Consider the following 19,330-nt stretch of genomic DNA (forward strand, 5'->3'; position numbering starts at 1 on the left):
GTTCCTCTACTTCGAGATGGCGGAGAAGCGCGACACGACGCTCGCCCCGAGCTGCAAGATCATGATGATTCCGATGAGCGTCAGCGCGGCGCCCCAGATGCGGAACTGGCCGGACGGCTCCGGGTTGGAGAGCTCCGAGAACATCAACAGCGGCAGCGAGGCCATGTTCCCGGAGAACGGGTCGAAGTTGATGGACTGCGAGTAGCCGACGAGCACCAGCACGGGTGCGGTCTCGCCCATGACGCGGGCGAGCGCCAGCATCACGCCGGTCACGGTGCCCGACAGCGCGGTGGGCAGGACGATCCGCAGGATCGTCTTCCATTTCGGGATGCCGAGGGCGTAGGCCGCCTCGCGGAGCTCGTCGGGCACCAGCCGCAGCATCTCCTCGGTGTTGCGGATGACCACCGGGAGCATGAGCAGCACCAGCGCCAGCGAGACCATGAAGGCGCTCTGCTCGGCGCCGAGGATCGAGATGAATGCCGCGAAGACGAACAGTGCGGCGACGATCGAGGGCACCCCGGCGAGGATGTCGACCATGAAGCTGGTGGTCCTCGCCAGTCGCCCGCGCCCGTACTCGACGAGGTAGATCGCGGCCAGGATGCCGATCGGGACGGCGATGACGGCCGCCAGCGCCGCCTGGATCAGCGTGCCGTAGATCGCGTGGTAGACCCCGCCGGCGTACGACTCCGGCAGCACGCCCGACAGCGACTTGCCCCACCAGTCGGACGACAGGATCGCGCCGATGCCGCGCACGACGACCGTCGCGAGCACCCACACCAGGGGGATCAGGGCGATGACGAACGCGAGCCCGACGAGGAACGTCGCGACGTTGTTCTTGATCTTCCGGCCCGTGCTCGGGGCCTGGAAGGTCGGCGTGGTGGCGGGACGTTCCGGGGAGTTGAGGCCGGTCGCGGTGCTCATCAGCCGTTCACCTTCCCGCCGGCGACCACGCGGGCGATCGCGTTGACCACGAAGGTCAGGACGAACAGGACCAGGCCGGCCGCGATGTAGGCGCCGGTGGGTAGCGGCTGGCTGAACTCCGAGGCGGCCGACGCGATGAGCGAGGCGAACGTGTAGCCGCCGTCGAACAGGCTGAAGCCCGAGGGCGTGGTGGCCGCGCGGATGACGATGAGGACCGCGATCGTCTCGCCGAGCGCGCGGCCGAGGCCGAGCATCGAGCCGGCGATGTAGCCGCTGCGTCCGTAGGGCAGGACGGCCATGCGGATGACCTCCCAGCGGGTGGCGCCCAGTGCCTGCGCCGCCTCGATGTGGAAGCGCGGGGCCTGGGAGAACACCTCGCGGGTGACCGCGGTGATGATCGGCAGGATCATCACGGCGAGCACGACGCCGCCGGTGAAGATCGTGCCGGTGAGCACGGGCAGGTTGCCGGGGGCGAAGAGGAAGAACCAGCCGAGGTTCGTACTCAGCCACGTCGCGAGCGGCAGCAGGGCCGGCGCGAGGACCGCGATGCCCCAGAGGCCGTAGATGATCGACGGCACGGCGGCCAGCAGGTCGATCACGTAGGCGAACGGGCGCGCGACCCTCTTGGGCGCGTACTGGGTGAGGAACAGCGCGATGCCCAGGGCGATCGGCATCGCGAGGACCAGGGCGAACAGCGACGACAGCAGCGTGACCACGAGCAGGTCACGGATACCGAAGTTGAGGTTCGCCGCGTCGCGGGTGTCGAACACCGGCGAGGTCAGGAAGTTGGCGTTGTTGGCCAACAGGGAGGGCACCGCCTGCACGAGCAGGAAGAGCCCGATCGCGGCGATGGCCGCGACGACGAGGAGGCCGGAGCCCGAGGTCAGCCCCCGGAAGACGCGTTCGCCGCGTCCCGGGGTGGCCCCTCGGCCCGTCCCTCCCCTACCGGGGTCGGTGTCGGTCACGGTGTCCAGGGTGGCCGACCCGGCCGCGGAACCCTCGTCCTGAGGGTCCCGCGGTCGAGCCGCCGTGGTGCGTTCGGTCACAGCCTTCGGTTCCGTCCGCCTCGTCGTCGCCGGTCGATCGGTATCGCCGGGTCGCGCTACTGAATCGCGTTGACCGCGGTCGTCACGCGCTGCTTGAACTGGTCGGGCAGCGGGACGTAGCCCGCGTCCGGCAGCGCCTGCTGCGCGCCCGGGGAGAGGGCGGTCTGCAGGAACGCCCGGACCGCCTGCCCGGTCGGGTCGTCCGCGTAGTTCGAGCAGACGATCTCGTAGGTCGCGAGCGCGATCGGGTACGCGCCCGGTGCCGAGGTCTGGTAGAGGCTGTTCAGGTTCAGGGTCAGGTTGTTGCCCTGGCCGGAGATCTGGACGTTGTTGATGGCCGTGGCCACCGACTCCGTGGTCAGCGGCACGGGCTGGCCCCCACCGGAGTTGATGATCTGCGCCATGCCGAGCCCGCCGCGCTGGGCGAACGAGGACTCGACGTAGGTCACCGAGTTCGGGGTGTTCTTGGTGGCATCGGCGACGCCCTGGCTGCCGCGGGCGCCGGCGCCGACACCGCCGTTGAACGTCTGGGCGGCCTCCTTGCCGTAGGCACCGTTGGAGGCGGCGACCAGGTACTTCTGGAAGTTCTCGGTGGTGCCGGACTCGTCGGAACGGAAGTTGACGACGATCGGGGCGGCCGGCAGCTGCTTGCCCGGGTTGAGAGCGGCGATCGCCGGGTCGTTCCAGGTGGTGATCTGGCCGTTGAACACGCGGGCCGCGGTCGGGCCGTCGAGCACCAGGTCGGTGACACCGGGGACGTTGTAGGCGATCGCGACGGGCCCGAAGACGAGCGGCAGGTTCCAGGCCGGCGAGGCGCAGCGCGCCTGGGCGCGGGTGGTCTCGTCGCCGTCCTTGAGCGCGGAGTCCGAACCGGCGAAGTCGGTCTGCCCGCCGAGGAACTCGTTGCGCCCCGCGCCCGAGCCGCTCGGCGTGTAGTTCAGGGTCTGGCCCTGGCAGGTCTGCTGGTAGGTCGCGACGAAGCGCGTCATGGCGTTGTTCTGCGCCGACGACCCGCTGGAGCGCAGGTCGGGCTTGCCGCCACAGGTGACGCCGGGTGCCGCGGAGACCCCGCCGCCACCGGCGTTCTCGTCACTGCCGCACGCGCTGAGCACGAGTGCCGATGCGGCGATCAGACCGATCGCCGCGACGCGCCGCTGATACCTCACAGAAGAATCCTCCGTGTCCGTCCTGCCCACCTCTGCGTGGGCACGTCGCAGCGCGGGGTCGCACCACGCTTCGGAGGCTAAGCAGACAGAGTGGACGCTCGGAGCTGGCCGGATGAACGAGGGATGAACGGCTGCCGGGATCGCCGCCCGGCCGGGTGAGCGGCTGCGACGTCGGTCACTCCGGGCGATCAGCGCTGGTAGGAGACGTCCACCGCGTCGCGTTCGAAGCCCAGGCGGCGGTAGGTGGCGATCGCCGGGGCGTTGTCGCCCTCCACGTACAGGATGGTCGTGCGCAGACCGCGATCGCCGAGGTGGTGGAGCCCCGCGAGGGTGAGGGCCCGGCCCAGACCGCGCCCCTGCGCGGCGGGGTCGACGCCCACGACGTACACCTCGCCCAGCGGCTCGGGCACCGTCTCGGAGACGGCGTGCACCTTCGTGAAGTGGAAACCGAGCAGGTCGTCGGTCGCGGTGTCCCACGCCAGCAGCACCCCGTCGGCGTCGAACCAGGACTCCGCCTCGATCGCGGCGACGTCGCCGGTCGTCCAGCCGCTCTGCTCGGGGTGCCAGGAGAACGCGCGGTTGTTCACCGCCACCACGGCGTCCTCGTCCTGCCCGACCCGAAGCGGGCGGATCGCGACGCCGTCGGGGACGACCAGCGCCGGCAGCGGCGGGGCCTCGTGCCCGGGCGCGGGCCGGCGCATGCGCCACAGCTCCCGGGCGCGACGGCGGCCGGCCCGCTCGGCCAGGCGCGCGGCGCCCGGGTGGTCGCCGTGGGCCCAGAACCGGGCCTGGGGCGACTCCTCGAGCACCGCGTCGACCAGCGCCCCGCCGACCCCGTGGCGACGGTGGGCGGGGTGCACGGAGAGCTCCGCGACCGCGTCGTCGGGGTTCTCGCCGTCGAGCAGCGCGTGCCCGACGAGGTCACCGCCGTCGCGCACGAGCAGGTGCCGCGTCGTGGGACGTCCGCCGTCGACGATGGCATCGAGATCGCGACGCGCGGGCTCGGCGTAGGCGTCCACCCCGTCGGCCGCCGCGACCGCGGCGACCAGCGCGTGGACGTCCTGCGCCTCCTGCGGCGTCACCGTCGACACCCACCGGCTCCCGAGCACGGCGGTGACCGTAGCGTTCTCCGCCTCAGACGCCTCGGGCCCAGGCGGCGGGACGCACCACGCGGGCGTCGTCCCAGGACCCGGTCGACCGCGGGACCGGTGTGGCCGGGGTGCTCCTGGGTTGGGTGCTCCCCGCCTGGGCGTCCTCCTCGGCGTCGTCGGCCTGGTCGACCGACGAGCCGTGCGCCGTGCCGAGGACACCGCGCATCGGGCGGACGAACTTGTAGCCGACGTTGCGCACGGTGCCGATGAGCTGCTCGTGCTCCGGGCCGAGCTTCGCCCGCAGTCGCCGCACGTGGACGTCGACGGTGCGGGTGCCGCCGAAGAAGTCGTAGCCCCAGACCTCCTGGAGAAGCTGCGCACGGGTGAAGACCCGGCCGGCGTGCTGGGCGAGGTACTTGAGGAGCTCGAACTCCTTGTACGTGAGGTCGAGCGGCCGCCCGCGCAGGCGGGCGGTGTAGGTCGCCTCGTCGATCACGAGCTCACCGAGCACCAGCGCGCCCTCGGCTCCGGCGCCGTCGGAGGCACGCCGGGCCCGCAGCAGGCGCAGCCGGGCGTCCACCTCGGCCGGGCCCGCACCGGGCAGCAGCACCTCGTCGACGCCCCACTCGAGGGACACCGCGACGAGGCCGCCCTCCGTGAGGATGGCGATCACCGGGACGTCCAGGCCGGTGGAACCCAGCAGACGACAGAGGCTGCGGGCGGCGGCGAGGTCGTGCCGGGCGTCGACCAGCACGGCGTCGTGCGGGCCGGCATCGAGCAGGGCCGCCACCTCGGGGGCTGCGGTCCGGAGTCCATGGGGTAGCAGGGCCAGCGACGGCAACACTGACGTCGGCTCGGGGTCGGCGGTGAGCAGCAGCAGCTCCACGCGAATCTCCCTCCGCGATCGTGGGGTGGACCTTAGACCAGTTCACCGCGCCGTCACCCTCCCGAGCGTTCCATGTCACGTCGGGTCCGCGCGCCCCTCCGGACCGAGAAAGTGCCGGTCAGGGGGCCACGTCCCCGCCGATCCGGTGAGTCGGACCGCGGGCTACGCTGCGTGAGCAGGACGTTCGTGCGGGGTGGGGGAGGGTTCCGGGTGTCGGGCTGGGTGCTGGTGGCCGCCGCCGCGGCCCTGGCGGTGGTGCTCGTCGCGGGGCTCGTCCTCGCGGTCGTCCGGCTCCGGCGCTCCCGCAGCGCGCCGACCGAGGCCGACGGGCCCACTCCCCTCCCCTCGGCCCCCGACCCGGGGCCCGAGGGGACACGCCGCGACCTCCGTCCGGTCGGCCCGCAGCGACCGGGCGACGCCGTGAGCGGGGTCCTCCCGCGCGACCTCGCCGGCCCACCCGGCGGTCTCGCGCTGCTGCAGCTGTCGTCGCAGTTCTGTGCCGACTGCCGCGCCTCCCGCGCCGTGCTCACCGACGTCGCCGGCGAGCACCCCGGGCTGACGGTGCGCGAGGTCGACGTCGCGATGCGCCCCGAACTGGTGCGGCTGCTGGGGATCCGCCGCACCCCGACGACGCTGGTCGTCGATCCCGCGGGGGTCGAGCTGGCGCGCCACGTGGGGGTGCCCCGACGGGCCGATCTGCTGGGCTCGCTCGCCCCGTGGCGTCGCACGGGGTGAGCGCGCTCCACGAGCGTGTGACGTCACCCTCGGTCGCCGCCCGAATCTTCGGTAGCGTGGCGCGCGTGGACGGCAGGCTCACCCAGCGACGCGTGGTGGACCTGTGCCGTGTGGACTCCAGCCTCTGTTGCTGACCCGGCCCCCGGACGACTCCGCCCGGACCGCCCCACCTGACGTCCTTCGCAGTGTGATCGCGGGTCCCCGGCTGTACGGGTCGCCGGCGGGGATCCCGTCGTGAGAACCACCAGAAATCCGCAAGCACCCGAGGAGCAACACACATGAGCCGCCAGGACGCCCTGGTCAGTGCCGACTGGGCCGAGGAGAACCTCGACGCCCCCAATACGGTCTTCGTGGAGGTCGACGAGGACACCACCGCCTACGACGGCGGGCACATCCCCGGCGCCGTCAAGCTCGACTGGAAGACGGAGCTGCAGGACCAGGTCCGCCGCGACTTCGTCGACAAGGCCGGCTTCGAGAAGCTGCTGTCCGCCAAGGGCATCGGCAACGACGACACCGTCATCCTCTACGGCGGCAACAACAACTGGTTCGCGGCCTACGCCTACTGGTACTTCAAGCTCTACGGCCACCAGGCCGTCAAGCTGCTCGACGGCGGCCGCAAGAAGTGGGAGCTCGACGGGCGCAAGCTCGACACCGAGGTCCCGCAGCGTTCGCAGACCTCCTACACCGCGAAGGAGCAGGACACCTCGATCCGCGCCTTCCGCGACGAGGTCGTCAACGCGATCGGCACCAAGAACCTCGTCGACGTGCGCTCGCCCGATGAGTTCTCCGGCAAGCTCCTCGCCCCGGCGCACCTCCCGCAGGAGCAGGCGCAGCGCGGCGGCCACATCCCCTCGGCGCTCAACGTGCCGTGGTCGAAGGCCGCCAACGAGGACGGCACCTTCAAGTCGGACGACGAGCTGCGCAAGCTCTACTCCGAGCAGGGTCTCGACTCCTCGCGCTCGACCATCGCCTACTGCCGCATCGGCGAGCGCAGCTCGCACACGTGGTTCGCGCTGCACGAGCTCCTCGGCGAGTCCGACGTGAAGAATTACGACGGCAGCTGGACCGAGTACGGCTCGCTGATCGGCGTGCCGATCGAGACGGGGCCCGGACAGAGTGGGAGTGGTTCCTGATGTGCGGAGCGCCCGAGCAGACCGCCGAGCTGCCCGCCGGCACCGACCTGAGCAAGGAGTCGGTGCTGGTCGGCAAGGTGACCAACGGCGGCTCGCCCGTCGGCGGCGCCTACGTCCGGCTCCTCGACGGCACCGGTGAGTTCACGGCGGAGGTCGTGTCCTCGGCCTCCGGCGACTACCGGTTCTTCGCGGCCCCGGGCACCTGGACCGTCCGCGCACTCTCGCGCGCCGGCAACGGCCAGACCGAGGTCACCGTCGGTGGCCCGGGCCTGTTCACCACCGAGGTCTCCGTCGCGGCCTGAGTGTCAGCGGCGTGCCCCTATCGGCGTGCTCCGTCTGATCTGACGTCCCGTGTCCGTATCGGTACGTCGATCACTCGAGTAGGACCCTCCGCCCGCTCGTCCCGCCCACCGCGGCGGGGCGGGCGGGCGGTGGTCGTTAGGGTGGTCCGGTGGCGTGGTTCTACACCGTCCTGCTCGCTGCGTGCAGCGCCGGAATCCTCGGCGCCGGCGTCGTGCTGACGCGGCGGCTCTTCCGCGACGAGGCCCTCACCGGCGAGGAGGAGCGATGAGTTCGTCCATCAACCCCGACGAGGCCGACCTGCCCGAGGGCAGCAGCGGCAACGAGGCGATCCGGGCGGCCGCGGAGCGCGCCGAGCGCACCCGGGACGCCAACATCCCCGGGTGGGACGACCTCCCGGTCCTGAACGACACCGCGAACCTGCGGCTCGGCCCGGAACTGAACGACGCCCTCCTGGGCCTGCTGCCGCTGGTGGGCGTGTGGCGCGGCGAGGGCGAGGTCGTCTACCCGACCATCGACGGCCCGTTCCACTTCGGGCAGCAGATCACCGTCGCGCACGACGGCCGGCCGTTCCTGTCCTGGGAGGCCCGCTCCTGGATCCTCGACGGGCCCGGCGGGGCCGTGGTCCGGCCCGCCGCCCGGGAGGTCGGCTGGTGGCGTGCGCAGGAGGACGGCACGCTCGAGCTCCTGCTCGCGCACCACACCGGGATCATCGAGCTCTACTACGGCGAGAGCCGCACACAGACCTCCTGGGAGCTGCAGACCGACGCGATCGCCCGGACCTCCACCGCGAAGGAGGTCAACGGCGCGACACGGCTGTACGGCATCGTCGACGACGGCGACCTCGCCTACGTCGAGGAGCGCGCCATGGAGGGCCAGCCGATGCAGCCGCACACGTCCGCGCGGCTGCGGCGCGTCGTCGGCTGAGCTCCGCCCCGCCCGTGGACGTCCGGCCCGTCGGCCCCGAGGCGCTGCTCGTCGACCTCGACGGGCTCGCGGAGGTGGACGCGGTCGGCGCGGCCCTGCGCGAGGCCCTGACGCGCGGCGAGCTCCCCGGCGTCGTCGACGTCGTCCCCGCGGCCCGGACGGTGCTGGTGACGGCCCCGGGCGCCCGTGAGGCGTTGGCTGCGGTCCGGGCGCTGCTCGAGGCGATCGACACCACGGCCCCGCGGGGGGACCGCGACGCGGGCAGCGTCGAGCTGCCGGTGCACTACGACGGCGAGGACCTCGAGCTCGTCGCCCGGGACGCCCGCTGCTCGGTGGACGAGGTGGTCGACCTGCACACCGGCGCCACGCTCACCGTGGCCTTCGGCGGCTTCGCGCCCGGCTTCGCCTACCTCGCCGGGCTCCCCGAGCCCCTGCAGCAGCCGCGTCTGGACACTCCGCGCCCGCGCATCCCGTCCGGTTCGGTCGGGGTGGCCGGCGAGTTCGGCGGCGTCTACCCCCGCACCTCGCCCGGCGGCTGGCGGCTGCTGGGGCGGCTCACCGACGACGCGCCGACCCTGTTCGATCCCGACCGCGACCCGCCCGCGCTGCTGGTGCCGGGGACGACGGTGCGCTTCCGGGACGCGGGGCAGCCGTGAGTCGGGGGCCGGTCCACCGGGAGCTCGTCGTCACCGAGGTCGGTCCCCGCGCCCTCGTCGTGGACCACGGACGGCCCGGGTGGGCCCACATCGGTGTCCCACCGGCCGGTGCCCTGGACGGACCCGCGCACGCGCTGGCGCAGCGGCTCGTCGGCAACCCGCCGGACGTGGCCGGGTTGGAGATCCTGCTCGGCGGGCTCGCGCTGCAGGTCACGGACGCGACGACGGTCGCGCTCACCGGTCCGCCCGGAGGGCTCGTCGTGCGGACCGGGGGCCGCGAGCGCGTGGTGGCGTCGCACCAGCCCGTCCACGTGCACGCCGGCGACGTCCTCGTCGTGCCCGCGCCGACCAGCGGCCTGCGCGGCTACCTCGCCGTGGGTGGCGGGGTGGCGGTCGAGCCCGTCCTCGGGAGCCGCAGCGCGGACACGCTCTCCGGACTCGGGCCGGCGCCGCTGGAGGTCGGCACGCGGCTGCCGCTCGGCCCGGCCGTGCCCACCCCGCCCGTCGGCACCGGGGCCGTCGGTGTGTCCGCGGCGCCGGACGCCGTCGTGATCCGGCTGCACCTGGGGCCGCGCGCGGAGTGGGTCGACGACGCGGCGGGCCGGCTGCGGGCGGGCACGTGGACGGTGGGCTCGACGAGCGACCGGGTCGGGGTGCGCCTCGGGGGTCCCGAGCTCGAGCGGGCCGAGGCGTTCCGGGGTGTGGAGCTGCGCAGCGAGGGCCTCGTGGGCGGCGCGGTGCAGGTGCCGCCCGACGGGCAGCCGGTGGTCTTCCTCGCCGACCACCCGACGACCGGAGGCTATCCCGTGGTCGGCGTCGTGGAGCCGGCCGAGCTGCCGGCGTTCGCCCAGCTCCGGCCGGGCTCGTCGGTGCGGTTCGTGCCGCTCCGGGCCTGATCGTCGGGGAACAGCCCCAGGCGCCGGGCCACGAGCGCCGCGAGCCGGGACTCGTCCACCCCGACCAGGCGGGCGACCTGGCTCGGGCTCAGCCCGGCCCGCAGCAGGGCCGTGACGTCGGCGTCGGAGGCCGTCGTGCCGGCGTCGGTGTCGACGGCGGTGTCCACGGCGGCGAGCGCCGCCACCGCGGCCCGGGGATCGCCGAGGAGCACCGCGAGCAGCCGGTCCTTGGCCGACTCGGTGTCGGGGCCGGGGTCGCCGTCGGCTGTCGCCGCGTGCCGGGGCCGGTGCGGTGCCTGGGGCGGGGTGTCCTCGGCCGCGGAGTCAGCGGTGGACTCGGCGGGGGACTCGGCGGGGGGCTCGGCGAGACCCGCACGCACCGCGTCGACGTCGAGGGGGTCGGTCGGCGGGTCCGAGTACGTCGCGGTGGCCGTCGCGTCGGGCACGTCGTCGAGGTTCGAGACCGGTGACCCCGCCGATGGCCGCCGGCGCGCCGTGGCCGGGTCGCTCCACGCCGCTGCGGGGTCCGGACGACCCGACTCGAGCGCCGGGGGCGGCCATGCCGCAGCGGCGGCCGCACGACGGACCCGACGCCGCCGGGCCGACGACACGACGATGAGCACGATCGCCACGACCAGCAGGACGGCCGCGACCACGGTCCACGTGATCGAAGACTCGAGCACGCGCATGGCTGGCCACGGTACGCCGTCCGGCCGCGGGGCGCGGCGCCATCCGGTCACCGACGGTCGAGCGAGACCGAAGGTCTGTCACCCGTCTGCCGCACGCTCCGGCGAGGACGGCGCCGGGCGGGAAGCGCTCGCGGCAGGCTGGGTGCCCTCCGTGACATCGACCTGGGACTCGGAGGTCTCCGGCGTCCCGGACTCCTGGGCGCCGTCCGACTCGGCCGCGGCGTCGACCGACACGGTGTCCGCCGCGGTCGCGTCGGCGTCGACCGGGTGGGCGACGGGGTGCATGGTCGGCTGGTCCACCGACCCGGGCGCGAACGCGGGAGGTCCGCCGTACGGCCCGGGCGGCCGGTGCCCCGGATGCGGCGGACCGGGCGGCCGGGCGGGACCGCGCCACGGTCCCGCGGGCCCGGGACGGGGTGGTGCGGGCGGTGCCGCGGAGGGTCGCGTCGGGCCGGAGACGATGTCGTCGAGCCGCCCGCGCAGGCGGACGAGCTCGTCGACCACGGCGTCACGCTGCGCCCGCAGCTCCGCGAGGGCGGCGCGCGACTCGGCGTGCTCGGCGAGCAACGATTCGGCGGCCTTGCTGCGCACGAGCTGCGCCTCCTGCTCGGCGGCCTGCAGGATGCCGCGCAGCCGGTCGTTGAAGGCGCCGACCATGTCGGGGCTGCCGGGCGCCGCGTCACCGGTCTCGTGGTGGTCCGCGCGACGCGCCTCGGGGATGGTGTCCGAGACCCGTCCCTCCAGCCCCGAGGAGACCGACGTCTCGGGGGCGGCGCTGCGCCGCCGCTCGCGCACGGCGAGCTGGGCGCGGAGCTGGGCGTTCATCCGGCGGAGGCCGGCCACGTGCTCGTCGACCTGGCGCCGGTCGTATCCCCGCAGCACGACGTCGAAGTGCGGGCCGGGACTGTCCTCCTCGATGCCGGACAAGTCCAGATAGTGCTCGGCGTCGGGCGGTGTGCGTCCCTGCTCACCGGTCGTCATCGTCACCTGCCTGCAGCCGGGGTCCACGGAGCGCGCCGGGTGTCGGGCGCAGAACCCTCCTGATCGTAGGGACCGCCGCCCGCCGACGCACGGAGCCGCCCCCTGCCCGCCCGGGGGTTCCCGGCGCGTCCGAGGCCTACCATCGACCGGGTGGACACCGAACTGCGGCAGACGCTGCACCGCCGTGGCCTGCGCATGACCCCGCAGCGCCAGCTGGTGCTCGACGCGGTCGTCGAGCTCGGCCACGCGACGCCGGAAGCCGTCTGCACGCGGGTGCAGGAGACGGCGCCCGCGGTGAACATCACCACGGTGTACCGGACGCTGGACCTGCTGGAGCAGCTCGGCGTCGTGAAGCACACCCATCTCGGGCACGGCGCGCCGACGTACGCGACGTCCGAGCACGAGCACGTCCACCTGGTCTGTCATCACTGCGGCGCGGTCGACGAGATCGACGTCGACGCGCTGGAGGCCCTCGCGGAGTCGTTGCGCGCGTCGCACGGCTTCCGCCTGGACGCCACCCACGTCGCGCTCTCCGGCACCTGCCGGGCCTGCGCCGACCGCGCCGACGCCGAGCTCGCGAAGGACGCGTAGTGACCTCTCCCCTGACCCCGTCCCCGACGTTCGACGAGCCGGGCGCGGTGGGCCCCCAGCCCCCGATGGGTCCCGACGGCGACGAGGGCCCCGATGCCGACCACGACGCCGGCCCCGACGCCGCGGTCCCCGCCCACTACGGCGACCCGTTCGGCGAGCAGCGCGCGCTGATCCGCCGCGCCGGCGTCGTCGACCGCTCCCACCGCGGCGTCGTGCGCGTCTCCGGTCCCGAGCGGCTGAGCTGGCTGCACCTCCTGCTGACCCAGCAGGTCGCCGACCTCGGCGAGGGCGCCGGGACCGAGGCGCTGGTCCTCGACGCACAGGGCCGCGTCGAGCACCACGCGGTGCTCGCCCACGTCGACGACACGGTGTGGTTCGACGTCGAACCCGGCCGCGCCGCCCCGCTGGCGGAGTACCTGGACCGGATGCGCTTCTGGTCGCAGGTCACGGTGGCCGACGAGTCGGCCGACTGGGCGGTCCTGTCGCTGGTCGGCCCCGAGATCGACGAGGTCCTCACGGCCGCCGGCGTCGTGGCCCCGCACGGCGACCACGCGTCCGCGGCGCTGCCCGACGGCGGCGTCGTGCGGCGCATGCCGTGGCCCGGCCCGGGCCCCGAGGCGGCCGTCGACCTGATCGTCCCGCGCGCCGAGCTCGGCTCCTGGTGGTCGCGGCTCCGCGGCGCGGGCGCCCGCCCCGCCGGGCACGACGCCTTCGAGGCGCTGCGGGTCGGCGCCGTCCGCCCGCGCCTCGGCGTCGACACCGACGAGCGCGCCATCCCCCACGAGATGGGGTGGATCGGTGGCGCGGTCCACCTGCACAAGGGCTGCTACCGGGGCCAGGAGACGGTCTCGCGCGTCGCGAACCTGGGCCGCCCGCCCCGCCAGCTGGTGCTGCTGCACCTGCAGGCCGGGGACGACCCGCTGCCCCCGCCCGGCACGCCCGTGCTCGCCGCCGAGGGCGGCCGGTCGGTCGGGCGCATCGGCAGCGCCGTGCGTCACCACGAGCTCGGCACGGTCGCGCTGGCCCTGCTCAAGCGCTCGGCGGTCGCGGCCGCGTCGGCGGACACGCCGCTGTGGGTCGCGGCCGAGGGCGACCAGCAGGTGCCCGGCCCCGCCGCTGTCGACCCGGACTCGATCCCGCCCGACACCGGCGAGCCGCCCGGCCGCGCGGCGATGCGTCGCCTGCAGGGGTGACCGGGAGACGGGGCATCAAGAGGAGCACGCCGATAGGGGAGCTCGACCCGGCAGCGCTGCTCGGTCCGTCCGACGTCGCCGCGGCCGCCGCGGTGCTCGAGGGCGTCGCGGCGCGGACGCCGGTCCAGGAGCTCGCGCCCGGCTTCGCGGTGAAGCGCGAGGACCTCCAGCCGATCGGCGCATTCAAGCTGCGCGGCGCCTTCCACGCCGCGAGCCGCCTCGCGCCCGAGCGCCGTGCGGCCGGCCTGGTCACCCACTCCTCGGGCAACCACGGGCGCGCGTTGGCCTGGGTCGCGCAGCGCCTCGGCGTCCCGTGCAGCGTGGTCGTGCCGGACGACGCGGTCGAAGCCAAGGTCGAGGCCATGGCTGCGCTGGGCGCCCGGCTGGTGCGCGTCCCGGCCGACGAGCGCGAGTCGGCCGCTGCCGCCGCGGTCGCCGAGACCGGCGGGACGCTGATCCCGCCCTACGACCACCCCGACGTCATCGCCGGCCAGGGCACCGTGGGCGCCGAGGTCCTCGCCGATCGCGCGGGCGTGGAGCAGGTCGTGGTGCCGATCGGCGGGGGCGGGCTGATCAGCGGGATCGCCGCCGCGCTCCGGGGCTCCGGGGTGCGTGTGATCGGTGCCGAGCCGTCCCTCGCGGGCGACGCCGCGGCGAGCTGGCACGCCGGCGAGCGGCAGCGCTGGCCGCGCGAGCAGGTGGCCCGCACGGCCGCCGACGGCCTGCGCTCCACCGCGCTGGGCGAGCTGACCTGGCCGCACGTGCGCGACCTGGTCGCCGACGTCGTCACCGTCGAGGAGGACGCCATCGCCGACGCCACCCGCCGGCTGCACGCCGTCGGCGTGCCCTGCGAGGCGAGCGGCGCCGTCGCGACCGCGGGGTGGCTCGCCCTGCCTGCCGGCGACCGCGCCCGGAGCACGGTCGCGATCGTCAGCGGCGGCAACGTGGACCCCGCCTGGCTGGCCGGAGTCCTCGCCGACCGGGCGCCGGTGCCGACGTTCGGGTGAGGCACGCGACCGGCGCACGCGCCGCACGCACCTCTCGACGCGCCGACCCTCCTGCCGCGTGACAGCGCACCCCCTGGTCGCGCACGATGTGAAGCCATGATCGAGTTCCGGCAGGGCGGTCGCCGACGCCTCGACCGCGTGCTCGACCCCGCCTTCCTCGCCGACCTGGCGACGTGCCCGATGGACGACGCCCGGGCCAAGCGCGACGACGCGGCCCAGGAGGAGACGGACCTGTCCTACCTGCGCCGACTCCTGCACGCGCGCATGGACATCGTCCGGTTCGAGCAGCGACGCCGGGTGGCCGCCGCCGAGGGCGAGGAGGGTCCGTCGCTCGTCGACGAGCTCCCGCGGATCCTCGCCGACAACGCCCTCGGCCCGGCCGCGGGCCGGGGGCGTCACCACACGGTGCAGCCCTCGCGGGCCGAGTCGCACCGCCGGCACGTCGAGGCGCTGCTCGCCGACACCGGGCTGTCCGACGTCGCGACCCTCTCCGAGGACGACCTGACGGCCGCCGCCACCGCGTACGCGGAGGAGGAGCGCTCGGTCTCCGAGCACCGCAGCATGGTCCAGCAGGTCATGGACGCCTGCAACGACGAGCTCGGCCGGCGCTACCGCGACGGCTCGGCGTCGGTGGACGACCTGCTGAGAAAGGAAATGCAGTAGCTAGTTGGCGCGCTGGTGGGCCGCACGGCCCGCCCAGAAGTCCCGCAGGCGCCGGTAGCTCGCCATCGCGCGCTCGGCGTCGCCGCCCCGCAGGGCCTCGAGGGCCTCGGCGACGTCCTCGGCCGACGTGTCCGCGGCGAGGGTCTGGTCGTCCATGAGCGTCACGAGGCCGCCGTAGTCGAGCTCGACCAGCGAGCCCGGGTCGAAATGCCGCAGCCACCGCGCGGTGTCGCGCAGCACCTCGGCGGGGCCGTCGTCGCCGAGCGTCTCGGTGAGCAGGTCGGCGGTCGCGTCCGCCCGCGTGAGGGCGTCCCCGACCGGCACCCGCCAGTAGCAGCGACGGGCCGGCGCCTCGGCCGCGGTGACGGCGTCGTCGGAGGGCAGGACGAGGATCCGCTCGGCGGGGTCCACCAGCGCGAACCACGGCAGTGGGACCGTCCAGTTGGCCGACACGATGTGCGTCGCCGACTCCCCCAGCTCCGCGACGGCGGCCTCGGCGCGCGAGCGCACCGCCGACTCCTCGGTGGCGAGCGCGGCCGAGCGCAGGATCGGCGCCTCGCTGGTGAGGAACCCGACGAGCGCCGCCGCGGCCCGCGGGCGCGTCTCGAGCGGGCAGACCAGCGTCTTCGGGCCGACCGGCTCGCCACCCGTGCCGCCCGGTCCCTCCGCGAGCAGCACGTCGGCCGGACCGTCGAGCGGGGTGCCGTCGACACGCTCGCCCGGCAGCAGCCGGGACGGCACGGCCAACTGTGCGCGGAGACACACTTCGCGGTCGCGACGGCCCGCGTCGATCACCGGGACCGCCCCGCGGGCCAGTCCGGCCCGCACCCGCGCGGCCAACGGGGCCTTCAACGCCCCCAACGGCTCGTAGACGCGCAGGTAGCAGACGAAGGGGGCGGGCACGGCCGCCGATCGTGCCATGTCACGTCGCGACCCCGATCGGACACACGGTATTGTCGTGAGCACGAGAGTCACCTCAGATTTCAGGGGGCCGTCGGAGATGCTCCGGCCGCCCCCGCCCTGTGCGAGGGGGTCCAGACATGGGACGCGGACGAGCCAAGGCCAAGCAGACGAAGGTGGCCCGAGAGCTCAAGTACAGCTCCCCGAACACGGACTTCGACGCGCTGCAGCAGGAACTGGGCAGCGGCGACGACCGGTTCGCCGCCCGACGCTCCGACGACGACGAGCAGGTCGACGCACGCTGGGGCGAGTACAGCTACGACGAGCGTTGACGGTCCTGTAGGACCGTCGATCGTCGTCGGCCGGACACACGGCCACACCACGGTTCGACCCGCTCCGGACGGCAGGCTTCATCGCCGCCCGGGCGGGTAACCGCGCGCATCGACCGCTCGATCAGCAGCGGCCCGGCGTGCGAGGAGCGAGCGTGACGAAGGCGTTCAGCAAGGGCGACGACGTCAAGTGGAACTGGGGTCAGGGCCAGGCCGAGGCCACGGTCTCGGAGGTCCACACCGAGCGCGTCGAGCGCACCATCGACGGCAAGAAGAAGACCCGCAACGGCACCGACGACAACCCGGCCTACGTGCTGGAGCAGTCGAACGGCCAGACGGTGCTCAAGCTCCACTCCGAACTCATGCCTGACGACTGAGGGCTAGAAGCGGGGGTGGTCGCCGCGCAGGAGGGCGTGACCGCTGTCCGGGGCCGGGTCGTCGGCCTCGGTGGTGGCCCGCACCTCGCCGATCACCCACGACGGCACGTGCTTGGCCGTGAGGACGGCCATCGCGCGGTCGACGTCGTCGGGCGGCAGCACGGCGATCATGCCGACGCCCATGTTGAATGTGCGCTCCATCTCGTCGCGGGTGACGCGGCCACGCGAGGCGATGAGCTTGAACACCGGGGCCGGGGTCCAGCTCGAGCGGTCGAGTTCGGCGGTCAGGCCGGCCGGCATCACGCGGGCCAGGTTCGCACTGAGGCCGCCGCCCGTGACGTGGGCGAACGTGCGCACGTCGGTCTCGGCGGCGACGGCGAGGCAGTCGCGCGCGTAGATGCGGGTGGGCTCGAGCAGCTCGTCGCCGAGCGTGCGGCCGAACTCCTCGACGTGCCCGTCGAGCGACATCCGGCCGATCTCCAGCAGCACCTGACGGGCCAGCGAGTAGCCGTTGGAGTGCAAGCCGGACGAGCCCATGGCCACCACGGTGTCGCCAGGGCGCACGCGGTCGGGTCCGAGCATCCCGTCCGCCTCGACGATCCCGACGCCCGTGGCCGAGAGGTCGTAGTGGTGGGGCTCCATGACGCCGGGGTGCTCGGCCGTCTCGCCACCGAGCAGGGCGCAGCCGGCGAGCCGGCACCCCTCGGCGATGCCCGAGACGATCTTCTCGACCTTCTCCGGGACGAGCTTCCCGATGGCGAGGTAGTCCTGCAGGAACAATGGCTCGGCGCCGCAGACGACGAGGTCGTCGACGACCATGGCCACGAGGTCGCGACCCACGGTGTCGTGACGGTCGGCAGCCTGGGCGACAGCGAGCTTGGTGCCCACGCCGTCGGTCGACGCCGCGAGCACGGGCTCGCGGTACTTGCCGGTGCGCAGCGCGAACAGGCCGGCGAAGCCACCGATGCCGCCGAGGACCTCGGGACGCGAGGTCGACTTCGCGAGCGGCTTGAGACGGTCGACGGCGCGCTCACCCGCCTCGACGTCGACCCCGGCGGCCGCGTAACTGGCCTGCTGGCCCGCGAGCTCGCCGGCCGTGTCGTCGGGGGCGTGGGTCATCGGTGGAGTTCCTCGCAGAGCGGGAGTAGGCGGGGGTGAGGGCCGTCAGGGACGGCTGAGCGCGTCCTCGGCACCGTATCCCGGCGTCCCGAGCGGCATCCCGGTGCCGTTCGCACGCCCGTGCTCGAACACGACCGGACCGCCCGAGCCGCCGTCACCGCAGCTCGCGCCGGTGACGTCCTCGAGCAGGTGCTTGCCGACCATCGCCTCGTCGGGCAGCGGGATCGGGTACTCGCCGGAGAAGCACGCCGTGCACAGCCGCGAGCGCGGCTGGTCGGTGGCCGCGACGAGGCCGTCCTGCGAGATGTAGCCGAGGCTGTCGGCGCCGACGGAACGGCGCACGCCCTCGTCGTCGAGGCCGTTGGCGATGAGCTCCGCCCGCGACGCGAAGTCGATGCCGTAGAAGCAGGGCCAGCGCACGGGCGGGCTCGCGATGCGGACGTGCACCTCGAGGGCGCCGGCCTCGCGCAGCATCCGCACGAGCGAGCGCTGGGTGTTGCCGCGGACGATCGAGTCGTCGACGACGACGAGGCGCTTGCCCCGGATGACCTCGCGCAGCGGATTGAGCTTGAGCCGGATGCCCAGCTGGCGGATGGTCTGCGAGGGCTGGATGAACGTGCGGCCCACGTAGGCGTTCTTGACCAGGCCCATGCCGTACGGGATGCCCGAGGCCTCGGCGTAACCGACGGCGGCCGGCGTCCCGGACTCGGGCACGGGGATCACGAGGTCCGCCTCGGCCGGGTGCTCGGCGGCGAGACGGCGCCCGATCTCGACGCGCGCCGAGTGCACGCCACGGCCGGAGATCGAGGTGTCCGGGCGGGCGAGGTAGACGTACTCGAAGATGCAGCCCTTGGGCTCCGGTGCGGCGAACCGCGAGCTGCGCAGGCCCTCGGCGTCGATGGCGATGAGCTCGCCGGGCTCGACCTCGCGCACGAACGAGGCCCCGACGATGTCGAGGGCGGCGGTCTCGGAGGCGACGACCCAGCCGCGGTCGAGACGCCCCAGCACGAGCGGGCGCACGCCGTGGCGGTCGCGGGCGGCGTAGAGCGTGGTCTCGTCGCAGAAGGCGATGCTGAAGGCGCCCTGGAGGTCGGGCAGCAGCCGCACCGCCGCCTCCTCGACCCCGAGGTCGGCGGCCGAGTCGGCGAGCAGGCCCGTCACGACGTCGGAGTCGGTGGTGGCGCCGACGAGGGCCGACGAGCGCCGGTTCCCGCCGCCGTGGCCGTGGCGCGCGCCGCCGTTCACCGCGAGGGCGGCGTCGCGGCGCCGCACCAGCTCGGCGGTGTTGACGAGGTTGCCGTTGTGTCCCAGCGCGAGGCCGGTGCCCGCCGCGGTGGTGCGGAACGTCGGCTGGGCGTTCTCCCAGGTGGGGGAGCCCGTCGTCGAGTACCGGGTGTGGCCCACGGCGAGGTGGCCGCGCAGGGACGAGAGCGTCTGCTCGTCGAAGACCTGGCTGACCAGCCCGAGGTCCTTGAAGACGACGATCTGGCGACCGTCGCTGACGGCCATGCCCGCGGCCTCCTGGCCGCGGTGCTGGAGGGCGAAGAGCCCGAAGTAGGTGAGCTTCGAGACCTCCTCGCCGGGCGCCCAGACGCCGAAGACGCCGCACTCCTCCTTGGGCCCCTCGTCGTACGCGGGGGCCTCGGGGGGTGTCGAGGTGGATGACGTGGGCCGTGAATCAGGTCCGGCTGGGTCCACCGGGACGGCTCCTTGTCGACGGTGAT

At 74.1% G+C, this 19,330-nt stretch carries 22 protein-coding genes; 12 read left to right on the forward strand and 10 right to left on the reverse strand.

Annotated features, from left to right (window positions below; genetic code table 11):
* Window positions 1–6 precede the first annotated feature (6 nt).
* The 5 genes from pstA to PH189_RS10575 form a co-directional block, all read right to left on the reverse strand.
* The gene (gene pstA, locus PH189_RS10555; RefSeq protein WP_274188745.1) at window positions 7–921 is read right to left on the reverse strand and encodes a phosphate ABC transporter permease PstA; all 915 of its coding nucleotides are present in this window, start codon (window positions 919–921) and stop codon (window positions 7–9) included.
* On the reverse strand, window positions 921–1,886 hold the full coding sequence (pstC, locus tag PH189_RS10560; protein ID WP_274188746.1) for a phosphate ABC transporter permease subunit PstC: 966 nt from the start codon (window positions 1,884–1,886) through the stop codon (window positions 921–923). Before pstC ends, pstA begins: the two co-directional genes overlap by 1 nt.
* A 137-nt stretch (window positions 1,887–2,023) precedes the next feature.
* Window positions 2,024–3,133, reverse strand: a complete 1,110-nt coding sequence (gene pstS, locus PH189_RS10565; protein ID WP_274188747.1) for a phosphate ABC transporter substrate-binding protein PstS — start codon at window positions 3,131–3,133, stop codon at window positions 2,024–2,026.
* 188 nt (window positions 3,134–3,321) lie between these two features.
* Window positions 3,322–4,242, reverse strand: coding sequence for a mycothiol synthase (gene mshD, locus PH189_RS10570; protein WP_274188748.1), 921 nt, complete (start codon window positions 4,240–4,242; stop codon window positions 3,322–3,324).
* 25 nt (window positions 4,243–4,267) lie between these two features.
* A complete protein-coding gene (locus PH189_RS10575) occupies window positions 4,268–5,110 on the reverse strand; it encodes a winged helix-turn-helix transcriptional regulator (protein WP_378014898.1) in 843 nt (280 codons plus the stop codon).
* A gap of 171 nt (window positions 5,111–5,281) precedes the next feature.
* On the opposite strand from PH189_RS10575, the gene PH189_RS10580 reads away from it, so the two are divergent.
* The 6 genes from PH189_RS10580 (at window position 5,282) to PH189_RS10605 (ending at window position 9,757) form a co-directional block, all read left to right on the forward strand.
* The gene (locus tag PH189_RS10580; RefSeq protein WP_274188749.1) at window positions 5,282–5,845 is read left to right on the forward strand and encodes a TlpA family protein disulfide reductase; all 564 of its coding nucleotides are present in this window, start codon (window positions 5,282–5,284) and stop codon (window positions 5,843–5,845) included.
* A gap of 278 nt (window positions 5,846–6,123) precedes the next feature.
* Window positions 6,124–6,978 carry a sulfurtransferase gene (locus tag PH189_RS10585; RefSeq protein ID WP_274188750.1) on the forward strand — a complete coding sequence of 285 codons (855 nt, stop codon included), beginning with the start codon at window positions 6,124–6,126 and terminating at the stop codon, window positions 6,976–6,978.
* Window positions 6,978–7,280, forward strand: a complete 303-nt coding sequence (locus PH189_RS10590; protein ID WP_274188751.1) for a DUF1416 domain-containing protein — start codon at window positions 6,978–6,980, stop codon at window positions 7,278–7,280. The genes PH189_RS10585 and PH189_RS10590 overlap by 1 nt, the downstream gene beginning before the upstream one ends.
* 265 nt (window positions 7,281–7,545) lie before the next feature.
* A complete protein-coding gene (locus PH189_RS10595; protein ID WP_274188752.1) occupies window positions 7,546–8,205 on the forward strand; it encodes a heme-binding beta-barrel domain-containing protein in 660 nt (219 codons plus the stop codon).
* Between the two features lie 14 nt (window positions 8,206–8,219).
* A complete protein-coding gene (locus PH189_RS10600) occupies window positions 8,220–8,861 on the forward strand; it encodes a 5-oxoprolinase subunit B family protein (RefSeq protein ID WP_274188753.1) in 642 nt (213 codons plus the stop codon).
* A complete protein-coding gene (locus tag PH189_RS10605; protein ID WP_274188754.1) occupies window positions 8,858–9,757 on the forward strand; it encodes a 5-oxoprolinase subunit C family protein in 900 nt (299 codons plus the stop codon). Before PH189_RS10600 ends, PH189_RS10605 begins: the two co-directional genes overlap by 4 nt.
* Here the strand turns inward: PH189_RS10605 and PH189_RS10610 are convergent.
* Both PH189_RS10610 and PH189_RS10615 read right to left on the reverse strand, forming a co-directional pair.
* A complete protein-coding gene (locus PH189_RS10610; protein WP_274188755.1) occupies window positions 9,661–10,446 on the reverse strand; it encodes a hypothetical protein in 786 nt (261 codons plus the stop codon). The genes PH189_RS10605 and PH189_RS10610 overlap by 97 nt on opposite strands.
* 78 nt (window positions 10,447–10,524) lie before the next feature.
* Window positions 10,525–11,427 carry a hypothetical protein gene (locus PH189_RS10615; RefSeq protein ID WP_274188756.1) on the reverse strand — a complete coding sequence of 301 codons (903 nt, stop codon included), beginning with the start codon at window positions 11,425–11,427 and terminating at the stop codon, window positions 10,525–10,527.
* A gap of 150 nt (window positions 11,428–11,577) precedes the next feature.
* On the opposite strand from PH189_RS10615, the gene PH189_RS10620 reads away from it, so the two are divergent.
* The 4 genes from PH189_RS10620 (at window position 11,578) to PH189_RS10635 (ending at window position 14,881) form a co-directional block, all read left to right on the forward strand.
* Entirely contained in the window at window positions 11,578–12,018 is a 441-nt protein-coding gene (locus PH189_RS10620) for a Fur family transcriptional regulator (RefSeq protein WP_274188757.1), read from the forward strand.
* Between the two features lie 65 nt (window positions 12,019–12,083).
* The gene (gene ygfZ / locus PH189_RS10625; protein ID WP_274189036.1) at window positions 12,084–13,211 is read left to right on the forward strand and encodes a CAF17-like 4Fe-4S cluster assembly/insertion protein YgfZ; all 1,128 of its coding nucleotides are present in this window, start codon (window positions 12,084–12,086) and stop codon (window positions 13,209–13,211) included.
* The gene (locus tag PH189_RS10630) at window positions 13,208–14,218 is read left to right on the forward strand and encodes a threonine ammonia-lyase (RefSeq protein WP_274188758.1); all 1,011 of its coding nucleotides are present in this window, start codon (window positions 13,208–13,210) and stop codon (window positions 14,216–14,218) included. The genes ygfZ and PH189_RS10630 overlap by 4 nt, the downstream gene beginning before the upstream one ends.
* A 96-nt stretch (window positions 14,219–14,314) precedes the next feature.
* A complete protein-coding gene (locus PH189_RS10635) occupies window positions 14,315–14,881 on the forward strand; it encodes an RsiG family protein (RefSeq protein ID WP_274188759.1) in 567 nt (188 codons plus the stop codon).
* On the opposite strand, the gene PH189_RS10640 is transcribed toward PH189_RS10635, so the two are convergent.
* The gene (locus PH189_RS10640) at window positions 14,882–15,784 is read right to left on the reverse strand and encodes a DUF8083 family protein (protein WP_274188760.1); all 903 of its coding nucleotides are present in this window, start codon (window positions 15,782–15,784) and stop codon (window positions 14,882–14,884) included.
* Window positions 15,785–15,921: 137 nt separating this feature from the next.
* Between PH189_RS10640 and PH189_RS10645 the strand changes: the two genes are divergently transcribed.
* Window positions 15,922–16,113: a DUF3073 domain-containing protein gene (locus PH189_RS10645; RefSeq protein WP_274188761.1), complete on the forward strand. Its 192-nt coding sequence runs from the start codon at window positions 15,922–15,924 to the stop codon at window positions 16,111–16,113.
* Between the two features lie 152 nt (window positions 16,114–16,265).
* The gene (locus PH189_RS10650) at window positions 16,266–16,487 is read left to right on the forward strand and encodes a hypervirulence associated TUDOR domain-containing protein (RefSeq protein WP_274188762.1); all 222 of its coding nucleotides are present in this window, start codon (window positions 16,266–16,268) and stop codon (window positions 16,485–16,487) included.
* 3 nt (window positions 16,488–16,490) lie between these two features.
* On the opposite strand, the gene purM is transcribed toward PH189_RS10650, so the two are convergent.
* The gene (gene purM, locus PH189_RS10655) at window positions 16,491–17,606 is read right to left on the reverse strand and encodes a phosphoribosylformylglycinamidine cyclo-ligase (protein WP_274188763.1); all 1,116 of its coding nucleotides are present in this window, start codon (window positions 17,604–17,606) and stop codon (window positions 16,491–16,493) included.
* A 45-nt stretch (window positions 17,607–17,651) separates the two neighbouring features.
* Entirely contained in the window at window positions 17,652–19,304 is a 1,653-nt protein-coding gene (gene purF, locus PH189_RS10660; protein WP_274188764.1) for an amidophosphoribosyltransferase, read from the reverse strand.
* Window positions 19,305–19,330: the final 26 nt, after the last annotated feature.

The organism is Actinomycetospora chibensis, assembly GCF_028737215.1.
Classification (GTDB): Bacteria; Actinomycetota; Actinomycetes; order Mycobacteriales; family Pseudonocardiaceae; genus Actinomycetospora; species Actinomycetospora chibensis.